This window comes from Agarivorans sp. Alg241-V36 (assembly GCF_900537085.1).
Classification (GTDB): domain Bacteria; phylum Pseudomonadota; class Gammaproteobacteria; order Enterobacterales; family Celerinatantimonadaceae; genus Agarivorans.
In genome coordinates, this window is record NZ_UNRE01000003.1 from 157,435 (window position 1) to 169,607 (window position 12,173).

The 12,173-nt window shown below is 46.2% G+C and carries 9 protein-coding genes; 6 read left to right on the top strand and 3 right to left on the bottom strand.

Features of this window, described 5'->3' with window-relative positions; genetic code table 11:
* Position 1: 1 nt before the first annotated feature.
* Positions 2–1,654 (bottom strand): ABC transporter transmembrane domain-containing protein, encoded by a 1,653-nt coding sequence (locus G6R11_RS08095; protein WP_163132573.1) that lies wholly within the window; start codon positions 1,652–1,654, stop codon positions 2–4.
* Positions 1,655–1,900: 246 nt separating this feature from the next.
* Here G6R11_RS08095 and G6R11_RS08100 point away from each other — a divergent pair, with 246 nt between their 5' ends.
* The 6 genes from G6R11_RS08100 to G6R11_RS08125 all read left to right on the top strand — a co-directional run bounded on the left by G6R11_RS08100 (position 1,901) and on the right by G6R11_RS08125 (position 10,062).
* Positions 1,901–2,668, top strand: coding sequence for an AraC family transcriptional regulator (locus G6R11_RS08100; protein ID WP_163132574.1), 768 nt, complete (start codon positions 1,901–1,903; stop codon positions 2,666–2,668).
* Positions 2,669–3,005: 337 nt separating this feature from the next.
* Positions 3,006–6,158: a bifunctional proline dehydrogenase/L-glutamate gamma-semialdehyde dehydrogenase PutA gene (gene putA / locus G6R11_RS08105; RefSeq protein WP_163132575.1), complete on the top strand. Its 3,153-nt coding sequence runs from the start codon at positions 3,006–3,008 to the stop codon at positions 6,156–6,158.
* A 1-nt stretch (position 6,159) separates the two neighbouring features.
* A complete protein-coding gene (locus tag G6R11_RS08110; RefSeq protein ID WP_163132576.1) occupies positions 6,160–6,858 on the top strand; it encodes a hypothetical protein in 699 nt (232 codons plus the stop codon).
* Between the two features lie 80 nt (positions 6,859–6,938).
* Positions 6,939–8,435, top strand: coding sequence for a sodium/proline symporter PutP (gene putP / locus G6R11_RS08115; protein ID WP_163132577.1), 1,497 nt, complete (start codon positions 6,939–6,941; stop codon positions 8,433–8,435).
* A gap of 378 nt (positions 8,436–8,813) precedes the next feature.
* Positions 8,814–9,620, top strand: a complete 807-nt coding sequence (locus G6R11_RS08120) for a helix-turn-helix domain-containing protein (protein ID WP_163132578.1) — start codon at positions 8,814–8,816, stop codon at positions 9,618–9,620.
* A gap of 43 nt (positions 9,621–9,663) precedes the next feature.
* Entirely contained in the window at positions 9,664–10,062 is a 399-nt protein-coding gene (locus tag G6R11_RS08125; protein ID WP_163132579.1) for a VOC family protein, read from the top strand.
* A gap of 196 nt (positions 10,063–10,258) precedes the next feature.
* Here the strand turns inward: G6R11_RS08125 and G6R11_RS08130 are convergent, their stop codons facing one another.
* Positions 10,259–10,588, bottom strand: coding sequence for a YggL family protein (locus G6R11_RS08130; protein WP_163132580.1), 330 nt, complete (start codon positions 10,586–10,588; stop codon positions 10,259–10,261).
* Positions 10,589–10,596: 8 nt separating this feature from the next.
* Positions 10,597–11,673, bottom strand: a complete 1,077-nt coding sequence (locus G6R11_RS08135; protein ID WP_163132581.1) for a DUF1152 domain-containing protein — start codon at positions 11,671–11,673, stop codon at positions 10,597–10,599.
* Between the last annotated feature and the right edge of the window lie 500 nt (positions 11,674–12,173).

Here is a 12,173-nt window from a genome sequence, read left to right on the forward strand (position 1 = left end):
GTTAAGCCCCCTTCTGTTGCTTTAGCAGGCTGACTAAGCCGTCTTCTGCTATCTGCAGCTGTATGTCACAGTGGTTTTTCACTTCATCAAAATGCGAAGCAATCATCACCGTCATGTCATCGCCTTGCTTACTTAGCAAGGCCAGTAAACGCTGCTGAGCATCTGCATCTAAAGACAACATCGGTTCGTCTAACAGCAATATCGACGGTTGCTGCGCTAACGCGCGCACCAAGGCGATAAGTTTAATCGCTCCCTTGTTAAGCATTTGGTTGCCACTGTCTCCCACGCGGGTTTGATAACCGGCTGGCAACAAGGCAATAGCAGCACTTAAACCTAAGTCATCTGCTAACACCATGGCGTTGGCTTCTAGTTCAGGTCGAAACAAGGTCATGTTTTCCATCAAACTACCGGCAAACAAAGTAGGCCACGGCGCTAAATACACTACAGATTGGCGATACTCATTAGCATCATGCTGGCCAAGTTCAACACCAGCAATACTAATGCTGCCTTGCTTATGTTGATGAAAGCCAGCCAGCATACTTAATACCAAACTTGCATGGCTAAGAGGATTAGATTGCACTACCACCATGCTGCCGGCGGGCAGGTTAAAACTCGCGTTTTCAATACAGGCCACAGAGGTTTTAGCACTCAATTGGCTGTATTCAATGGGCCCTGCAGGCAACTTTTGCTGATAGCAATGTTCGGCGCTAAAGCGCTCTCCTTCTAAACTGGTTAGCTGCTTTACTTGCTGCATCGCAGACTTAGCGGTAACCATTCGAGAGCGCAAACTAATAATGGCGCTTAAAGGCGCAACCGCTCGGCCCGCTAAAATAGAACAGGCCGCTAAACCACCCGTGGTTAGTTGTCCGTCTAGTACCATTAAGCACCCCAACAAAACCAATACTAAGGTTGTTCCCTGAGAGGCGCCTTGAATAAACTCCTGCAGCTTGGCCGATAACCAATCCACCCGCTGTTGCTGCTGCAAGCGCTTAAAGTTAACTTTTCGGTAATCGGCGGCAATCCCACTTTCTAGGGCTAAGGCTTTAGTGGTGGTAAGCCCAGACAATACGTTCAGTAATAAACGTGAGCGCTCGGCTTCACTAAGGGCTAAATCTTGGGTGGCTTGAGCTAGCTGCTTACCAAGCAGCAATACAAATAGGCTAATTAATCCCCACACCGCAATCGGAATAAAAACTAATGGCCCGCCAATGTAAGCCACTAAAGCTAAGAAAATCACCACGAATGGGAAATCAATCAGGGCCAAGGCCGCTTGACCAGAATATAGGTCTCGCATACCTGCTATTGAACTTAAGCCATTAAACACCCCACCCCTGCCAAGTTTGGCGATAGGTTCAAAACTGCTGCCCAGTAGAGCTTTCACCGCATCAATAGTGGTATGCAACTCAAAGTTAGCGGCTGCCGAAGCCAATAACCAGCTCCGTATATATCGCAACACTAGCTCTAGTAAAATAGCCACCGCTACACCGAGCATAAGAACCGTAGCCGTGCCGTAGCCTTGGTTAGGTAATATGCGGTCGTAAATCTGCAACATGGCAAAAGGCAAAGCGAGCGAGAGTAAGTTTATAAATGTAGATGAGAGCAATACATCGATTGCTGAGCGGTTTCGAAACAATAGGCTTAACGCATACCTCATGTAGCTGGCTTCCTTTCTCAATAAACACTGCGATGAGTTATTGATAAGCCTAGCAAATAATCGGATTTTTTCTTTTTTAGTGTGTTTTTATTTAGGCCTGCGAATAAGCCCCAACATATTCATTAACAAAATTGACACAAATACAAAACTAATTCACTATCGCTTACAGTTAAACCAGCTCATGATTTCAGCATTGCTGTATATGTTGTCATTTAAATCTATTTATTACTGCGTAAACAAACAGATATGAATGAATCAGTTAATTTAGCACAAGTATTGGCTTTACCCAGCCACTGCCACCACCATAGTCATCGCTATTTTCAGGTAGTGATTGGCCTGCAAGGGCAAACCGAGTTTGATATTCAAGGCCAAGCTAACATGGTGGGTCCAGGTCAAGGTTGTTTGGTTCCTGCCACTACCGATCATGCCTTTACTGGCGTAGGTCGAAATCAAATCTTGGTGATCAATCTTGCTAGCGCCTATCAAGCCAATTTACAAAGCAAAATCGACCAGCTATTTGAACAGCAGTCCTATTTCAACTTAGCCAATCAATCGCAAGTGCTGATTAACGCGCTATGTCAGGAAATGCTCAGCCAACCACAAGACACTGCGCTCGCCGAAGCCTGCGCCAATACCTTGTTGTGTGTGCTACAAAACCAACTGGCACAAGCCAAACAGCAACAAACTAAAGTCACCCGTTTGCAAATGGAGCATATCGACCGCTACATTCAGCAACACTTACATCGAAAAATCACCGTGGCGCAGCTGGCTGGTTGTGTATTTTTAGCCGAAAGCCAGTTCCACTTATTGTTTCGCCAGCAAACGGGATTAACGCCCCACCAATACTTACTTCGCCAACGCTTTAGCGCGGCAAAGCAGTTCTTGAGCACACCGCAATTAAGCATTGAGCAAATCTCACATCGCTGTGGCTTTGCCAGTCAAAGCAGCTTTACCAGCGCCTTTAGCGCCTTTTATGGCATCTCGCCCGCTCGCTACCGCAAACAAGTGCACTAAGGCTAAGCGCCAAAACAGCGTTGCCCCATTTTCAGCTAGCTTATTTCCGTTAAGCAATAGCCTTGCTGCGCCCTAGCCTGACTACACTATAAATAAGCAACATGAAGCTAGATTAACGACTGGGCTGCAGGATTATCGTCACTCCCTTATCACGAGTTCAGGTTAAACAGATTGTTAATCGCTTGCTTCGCTTTTTGTTCATCAACAGAGAGTTTCGAAAAAAACGCGGAGTTTTTCGAAATACGCGACGCTTAAAGCGCTCTACAATCGGCCTCTAAATAACAAAGCCGCAACATCCTCTGTCCCCTCGCAGAGGATGGCACTACGAGGACAAAGCATGCACCAATCATCGCAACTCGATGCAAAGGCCATGACCCAAGCTTGGTTTATTGAGCAGCCTTTAGATAAAATTTGGCAATGCATTTCGCCGCTTTACTGCGTGGATGAATCACACTGGTTAAGCCAACTCCTGCCTCTAGCAGAGCCAAGCGCAGCCGAATTAAGCCAAACAACAGTGCTAGCCACCCAACTTATCGAACGGGTTCGCGCCGACAAAAAAGCGGTGCAAATGATCGACGCCCTGCTGTTGGAATACAGCCTCGATACCCGAGAAGGCATTTTGTTAATGTGCTTAGCAGAAGCCTTAATGCGCGTTCCCGACGCGGCCACTGCAGATGCACTTATCCGCGACAAACTCAGTGTGGCCGATTGGCAGTCTCACCTTAAAAACTCCGACTCACTATTTGTGAACGCCTCCACCTGGGGCTTAATGCTCACCGGTAAAGTGGTGAGTTTAGATACCCCAGCAGACGGCCAAGCAGGCAAGGTACTTAACAAGCTGGTGAACAAGTTCTCCGAGCCGGTGATTCGCCAAGCCATGCATCAGGCGATGAAGATCATGGGCCATCAGTTTGTATTAGGTCGCAGCATTGAAGAAGCCCTAAACAATGGCCAGCCTCTGCAACAGCAAGGCTTTGCTTATTCTTTCGATATGCTGGGTGAATCGGCACTAACTCGCCAAGATGCGCAAAAATATTTTGATGACTACCACCAAGCCATTAGCGCCGTGGCCAAGCAGCAAACAAGAGCTAATCAGGCTCAACCTGCCGCCTCGGTATCAATCAAACTCTCGGCACTGCATCCACGTTATGAGGCAGCCAATCAAGCTAGAGTGCTGCAAGAGCTATTCGACACCGTGCTGGCACTGCTTATTCATGCCCGCGAGCATAATGTGGCGATTACCATAGATGCAGAAGAAGCCGACCGCCTCGAAATATCCTTAAAGCTGTTTGCCAAACTTTACCAAGATCCCGCCATTAAAGGTTGGGGGAAATTTGGCTTGGTAGTACAAGCCTACTCCAAACGCGCCCTGCCAGTAATTGCTTGGCTGGCCAGCTTAGCCAAACAGCAAGGCGATATTATTCCGATGCGTTTGGTAAAAGGCGCCTATTGGGATAGCGAGCTAAAACTCTCTCAGCAACATGGCCACCATGCTTACCCAGTGTTCACCCGTAAAGAAGCCACCGACGTAAGCTACTTAGCCTGTGCTCGGCTGCTGCTTAGCGAGCATATTCGTGGGCTCATTTATCCGCAATTTGCCAGCCACAATGCGCAAACTATTGCTGCAGTGTCGGCCATGGCTACCCATCAAGATTTTGAATTTCAGCGCTTACATGGCATGGGAGACGCGCTATATAACCATGCCAAACAACTGCTCAACAGTGATGTACGCATTTACGCGCCAGTAGGTAGCCACAAAGATCTGCTGCCCTATTTAGTGCGCCGCTTATTAGAAAATGGGGCTAATAGCTCCTTTGTGCATAGGTTGGTTGATGCCCGCTGCCCAGTAACAGATTTAACCGTTCATCCGGTAGATTTACTGCGCTCACGCAGCAGCTTACATAATCCTAAAATTGCGCTGCCACCGCAGCTATTTGGCAAACAACGGCAAAACTCCTTGGGTGTTGCCACCGATATAGAAAGCGAATGGCAACCCTTTGAACAGCAAGTGAGTCAGTTTTTAGCCGCCCACCAATGGCAAGCCAGCTCGCTAATTGCAGGGCAAACTCAAACTGGCGAAAGCCACTTAATAACTGCGCCTTATCAGCGAGACCAACAGCTAGGCCAAGTCACTTGGGCCAATGCCGAGCAAGCCTTAGAAGCGATAAACCAAGCCGAACAAGCCTGTCAGTCGTGGCAGCAAACACCGGTAAACGAACGCGCCAACTACTTGCTGCAATTAGCCGACAAGCTTGAACAACACATGCCTGAATTAGTGGCCTTGTGCCATCGCGAGGCAGGTAAAACCGTATTAGACAGCATTGATGAAATTCGTGAAGCAGTGGACTTTTTGCGTTACTACCCGCAGCAAGCCATTCAACAATTTGGTGCTCCCATAGAGCAACAATCGTTTCTAGGTCAGGCGCAACAAGTCAGCTATCAAGGGCGTGGCATCTTTGTTTGTATTAGCCCGTGGAACTTCCCCCTAGCCATTTTTATCGGTCAGGTATCGGCAGCTCTAGTGGCCGGGAACTGCGTGATAGCCAAACCCGCCGAGCAAACCAGCCTTATTGCAGCCCGCTGTATTGAGTTGCTGCTAGAAACCGGCATCCCACAATCAGTTATTCAACTAGTACTGGGTAATGGCGTACTGCTAGGGCAAACCCTGTGCAGCGACAAACGCATTGCTGGCGTGGCCTTTACTGGCTCTACACCTACTGCCCAAGCCATTAATAAACAACTGGCTAAACGCGACGCACAGCCGGTGCCGTTTATTGCCGAAACTGGCGGGCAAAACGCCATGATAGTAGACAGCACCGCCCTGCCCGAGCAAGTGGTAAGAGACGTGCTGCGATCTGCTTTTGCCTCTGCCGGCCAGCGCTGCTCGGCGCTGCGGGTTTTGTATGTTCAAGAAGATATTGCCGAACGGGTTTATTCACTGATTAAAGGGGCCATGCAAGAACTCAGCATTGGCAACCCCGAGCTATTAAGCACTGATGTAGGCCCGGTTATCGACCCACAAGCGCAGAGCAAATTGCAGGCACATATTGATTGGTTGCAACACAACGCCGAGCTTATCTATCAATGTCCATTACCCGATGATTGCGCGAAAGGCAGCTTTATTGCTCCCTGCGCGTATCAAATAGACAACATTGCACAACTAAGCCAAGAGCACTTTGGCCCCATTTTGCATGTGATTAAATATCAATCAAATCAACTTGATAGGGTGATCGATCAAATAAATCAAAGTGGATTTGGTTTAACCTTGGGCGTGCATAGTCGTAATGAAAGCACCTATCGACATATCGAGCAACGCGCTCGAGTAGGTAATTGCTACGTAAATCGAGACCAAGTAGGCGCCGTGGTAGGAGTACAGCCATTTGGTGGCCAAGGCCTTTCTGGCACAGGCCCCAAAGCCGGTGGCCCGCATTATTTATATCGGTTTGCCAAGGCCAAGGTAACCAACATCCTTGCCGAGCAGGAGCGCTAACATGACGACGACAAACAAAGTTTTGCAACAAAGCCTTGCCGTGCAAGAAGCCTGGCAACAACAAAGCGCTGCATCGCGTAGCGAGATACTCATGGCTTGGGCGCAGCTGCTTGGCCAGCGCGATCAAAACTACGCTGAATGCGCCGCAATGATCCGCTTTCAATGCCAGCAGGCTTTAGCGGTCATTGGCAAAGAGCATCAGCTACAAGGGCCTACGGGCGAAAGCAACGAGCTGTATACCGCAGGCCGAGGTTGTTTTTTAGTGCTTGCCGATGACTCTGCCGGTAAAGAGGCTTTGGTAGGCTTAATTACTGCGGCTTTAATCGCCGGTAATAGCGTTATTTGTAGCGCTGCCGATTGCCCGCTCGACGAGTTGCTGGGCGAGCTATTACGTGCAGGTTGCCCTAACAGAGTTGCCCTGCCCTTGGCCTATAGTTTAGCCCCAGAGCTGGCGCAACATCGTGCAGTAGCAGGTATTGCCTTGGCGGGCTCGCAGCAAAGCGCTGTGCACTACAACCAGCTTATTGCTGAACGCGATGGCCAGCTAGCGCAGCTAGTATGTGAAAGCGACATGCGGAACTTTAGCCACATGAGTGAACCTAAGTTTTGCTTGCGCTTTATTACCGAGCGCACCCGAACCATAAACATTACCGCTGTTGGCGGTAACGCCAGCCTGCTAGAGCTAGGTAGCGGCGAATAACACGAATGGCTTGGTTAGCCATTCACAGTAACAATCCAAATTAACCAAAATGCTGAACTCAGCAATAAAAGGAAAAAGGAATGATTGAAAATAGCTTTGCTATCAGTGCCACATTTATAGCCTATCTTATCGTTATGCTATCAATTGGCATTTACGCCTATAAACGCACCTCCAACTCAGAAGATTACTTCTTAGGTGGTCGCTCATTAGGCCCATGGCCAGCAGCCCTATCGGCTGGCGCCTCAGACATGAGTGGCTGGTTGCTACTTGGTTTGCCGGGTTACGCTTATGCCGCTGGTATCGAAGCTATTTGGTTAGCTGGCGGCTTGTTAGTAGGCACCTGGTTAAACTGGCTGATTTGTGCCAAACGCCTGCGCACCTACTCCATTGTTATGAACAACGCTCTCACCATTCCTGAGTTTTTTGCCCGCCGTTTTGAAGATAAATCTAAACTGCTGCAATCAATCTCAGCCTTCTTTATCTTGCTGTTTTTCTTGTTCTACACCAGTTCTGGTCTGGTGGCTGGCGGCAAACTGTTTGAAACAGTATTTGGTTTAGACTACACCACCGCAGTGATTGTAGGCACCGTTTGTGTTGTCTCCTACACCCTGTTTGGCGGCTTTTTAGCGGTATCGTGGACCGATTTAGTGCAAGGCTTGTTAATGGCTGCAGCCTTAATGATTGTGCCTATCGCCGCAATGGAAGGCTCCTTTGGCGATCTAAACCAAGCGCTAACCCTTAAAAACCCAGAGCTACTAAACCTGTGGACCGACGTAAAAGGCGAGCCGCTATCGGCCATTGCGATTATCTCGCTAGTGGCATGGGGTTTAGGCTACTTTGGCCAGCCACATATTTTGGCGCGTTTTAAAGCTACTCGCAGCAACAAAGACATTGGCACCGCTCGCCGTATCGCAGTAACTTGGACGGCGCTGTCTATGGCCGGCGCACTGCTTATTGGCGTAGTGGGCATTGTGTATGTAGATTCTCACCTAGGCGGCAATATTAAAGATGGTGAAACTATCTTTATGCTATTGGTGAATGCGATTTTCCACCCAGTTATCGCCGGTATTTTACTAGCCGCTATTTTGGCTGCGATTATGAGTACAGCTGACTCGCAACTATTAGTATCTTCTTCTGCCCTAGCAGAAGACTTCTACAAACAAGTATTTCGCCCGCAAGCCAGCCAGCAAGAAATTGTTAAAGTGGGTCGCATAGCGGTAGTTGCCTTGTCTATTGTGGCGCTAGTATTAGCCATGAACCCAGAGAGCTCGGTACTCGGTTTAGTTTCTTACGCATGGGCCGGATTTGGTGCAGCCTTTGGCCCAGCTCTATTGATTAGCTTGTTCTGGAAAGACATGAACCGCAACGGCGCATTAGCTGGCGTAGTGCTAGGTGGCGTAACGGTTGTAGTATGGAAGCAGCTAAGCGGCGGCCTATTCGACATTTATGAAATTGTGCCCGGCTTTATCTTCGCCAGCATTGCCATTATCGCAGTGAGCAAAGCCACCGGCGGAGCCAGCCAATCAATTCATACTACTCACGCTGAATATGAAAAACAGCTGGTTGAATTAGATTAAACGCTAAATCAAATAACAACCGCTTGCCTTCGGGTTAGCGGTTTTTTTGTACTCGTAAATCCTCCCTTGTTTAAGCAATAAAACTTCCTGCCCTAAAGCTGCTATTTTGTTTAGCAAGTAAGCCCCAAACGGCAGTATTTTTGTCAGCTGTTTTCCGCGGTTTTGAATACTACTCATCCCCACGCTGAACAAATTACAATAATGTACCTATCAATCTGCGCTATCGTAACTGGAGTGCATTTAACTTATGTACTGGTAATCAAGTTTATCGCTCGTAAACTAAAGGCTAGGGATCTTGTTAAGTTGAAAGGCTCAAATATAATCGGCAGTTAGAAGCATCTAGCCAGGAACGCTTATGTTTTGTATATCAGTACAAAAATGTTTTTAGATTATAATCCGACTCAAGGAAAAGTCGCTGACAAGCGCGCCTATCAAACGCGGCAGCCATTGCCGCCGTTAAATCGTTGGGTGCAATCGTATTGGCAGCTCACAGTCCCTAAAGGTCAGTTTCAATACCACAGTGTGCCGGATAACTGTGTTGATTGGATTATTAACCTAGATAACTTCAGCGATAATTTTCTGGTTCCGCCATTTCTCTCATCTACTGTATTTCATATCAATGGCCCTGCCTCTTTTTTTGGTATTCGTTTTCAAATTCTCGGGCATAAAGGCTTAATCTCTGTGCCCTTAGGCGAATGGGCAGAGGCTGGTAGCGTAAAGGCGGAAGACTTACTAACGGCAGAAATCGTTTACTCTGTATTTGAAGCCATTGATAAGGCAAAGTGCTTTGATTCGCGCTGTAATAGCCTGTTTGCAGTAATGCTTTCTGCTATAAAGTTTGGCAAGGAGGACCCTCGCCTAGCTCGTTACATTCAATACTGTTACAAATGTGTCAGCGCTAATCTAGGCCTAGCGGAGAGCCACAGTTCTGAATTTGGAGTGTCTGCACGTCAGCTTAGAAGGTTGACCAAACAGCACCTTGGTTTGGCCCCCAAAGATTTTGGTAAGGTACTTAGATTTCAGAGTGCCCTCAAAGCCATGAACACTTGGCACCACAACAAAGCCTACCTCGATAATTACTACGACCAGCCACATTTTGTGCGCGAGTTTAAACGCTTATCTGGAGTTACACCGACACAGTTCAGAAAAATGTCCGTTTTATACAATCACTACTCTTCTAAGTGAAAGATAATGCTAACTATCTAATCAACAGCAAGAGGTAAATAACATGATTGAAATAGACGCTATGTTTCCTGTGATGGTAACGGCAAACTTAGAGGCGGTGAAGGCATTCTATGAATCTGTGTTTGGCTTTAATGCCGTATTTTACGACGCTGACTTTTATTTACACTTGGTGTCACCCCATTCAGGTATTCAGCTTGGCTTTTTGATGCCAGAACATGCTAGCCAACCAGACTTTCTTAAACCATTAATGTCTCCCGACGGTTATGTAATTTCCCTAGAAGTTAAAGATGCTACTAAGGCCTATACCGAAGCTCAGAAAATGGATTTGACGATAGCAATGCAGCTCAAAGAAGAAGTGTGGGGCCAGCTACATTTTATGCTGCAAGACCCAGCTGGTTTTAAGATAGACGTAGTGCAACATGTGGACGCTTCAGGTAACTAGTCACATTCCCATTATAGCAGTGAGCAAAGCCTTTGGTGGTGCTAGGCAAGCTATTCATACTTCTCACGCTGAATATGAAAAGCAGCTACTAAACAAAGCAAGCTAAATAGAGAAATACAAAAAGCCGTTTACCCAAGGGTAAACGGCTTTTTTATACCAATGCAGCTGCGCAGCTAGCGCCAACTAACGCAAGTTTTTACACACCATAGTTGGCATCAATTAACTTCCCAATCACTACTTGAGAAGTGCGAGGTTGAGCACTTAGCCATTGCTCAACAGCCTGTCGGTCTTCCTCAGTTGCAGAACCATAGCGTTGCTGAGAAGCTACAAACGCAGCGAATTCCTTAGCTGAACCACCACCGCCAATAATAAGCCCGCGCGCTTCAACCACATCGACAAGCTCATCTAAGAACAGATCAAAACCAGCTTCTGTTTCATCTAAATCACAAGCGCATATAAATCCAAATACTGCGAATTCTTCAAGATATAGCTTCTTGCGTAATCTGCGACTTGTTGTTTTAGTCATGGTGTTCTTTATAGCGGGATTTTTCTATTTTTTCTCTGCTTATTCAGGATTCGATGCATCCTAAATGCATTACCTACCTCACTCATTGTCTGGCTTGAAACTATTTTGTTTCTAAACTGAATGCGAGAAGACACTCCTTCAAGTGAAAAGAACCAAAAAAGACCCATCAACGGGCTGATAAATTGCTCACTATTCACTGTTCTTGGAGTTGGGTGCACATCTCCAAATTCCCCTTTCATTGAAGCCGAAATAGAATTTGTAACGATGCTCATATGTCCCGGATGCTTTACATTTAAATAATCTACCAGCTCGATATATTCCTTGCCCTCCTTCATATCTTTGGTGATAGAAACACTGCCAAAATATGAGTCATTTTTAATCAATGTAGAAATATTCTCTAAACACGAATGATGATTAAGATTATGAAATTGCTCGACACCAAAACCTGTGGCTACAAGAAAGCTTTTTTCTACTGTAGACTGTGATGCAGCAACTATCGAACAAGCATCTTCCACCATTGTGGCAACACCAGACTCATCACCAAACATCAAACCATCCGTGCCACCATCAACCAAAACTAAACAATCAACACCATGCTTATCAATAATCTTTTGGTAAGCATGACTTAACGGAGCCACGCCTAGTTCGTCAGAAAAGCCATAAATTATTGGGTCTTCACCTTTTGATCGTAACCATTTAGCCAAATGTTTTTCAGGAAAGTAATCAAGGTCTTTTGATTCTGGTTTAATAAGGTATGTTCCACGGCATAAAGGTTCACAGTCGGATAACGCTAACTCAGTGAAAGAGAGGTTAGCCAGTATCACTTCTTTGCCGAGTTTTCGTAAATAAGAATAAATGGGTATACCACTTACAATATCAAAGCCACCGCCTACTCCAGCAAGTAAAACAACTTTCGATCCAGATATTGAATCAAAGAATGGAATTTGCATATTACATTTGACCTCAGGGTACGTATTAGAAAAATTGCGATGAATGAACTTAGCACTTAATTTAAAGCTAGCTTTAGGCTTCTTATAACGACTTATTTTTAAATAAATTTTATCTTCGCGACTATTATGCGGCACTTTCCGCAAACCAGTACGAATGACTACAGCTTTTTGTCCTGTAAAACTCTAAATTTTTGACCGCTGACTTTTACCACAAAACTCTCCGAGTGATTAGACCGCTAACAACTTATTAAGAGGGAAGTTTCCCACTAATTGTAACAAAGCCAGACTAGCATCTTTTATACTATCTATCAGTAATCTAAAACAACAAATTGACAAAAAAGTCAGCATGAATAAATACCAACCCTTGTAAAAAGTAGGGGCAGTGGTAAGCCGGCCAAACTCACGTTATTTTTGCGCGATGCTCTACTCAAATAGTTGCGATACGCTTTGGCAAAAATTTCTACTGGTAGCAGCTAGCAAGCTGTTGGTTTCTTGCCCACTCAAGAGTTAACCGGTTCAGGTTAATGTCTCAACTCTCCTCTACTCTACTCTACTCTCCTGCCTTATCTTACTTGTATTACAACTAGGTCTAACTTCATCTCAGGGAGAGAACAAAACCACTGGACAACGCCAGA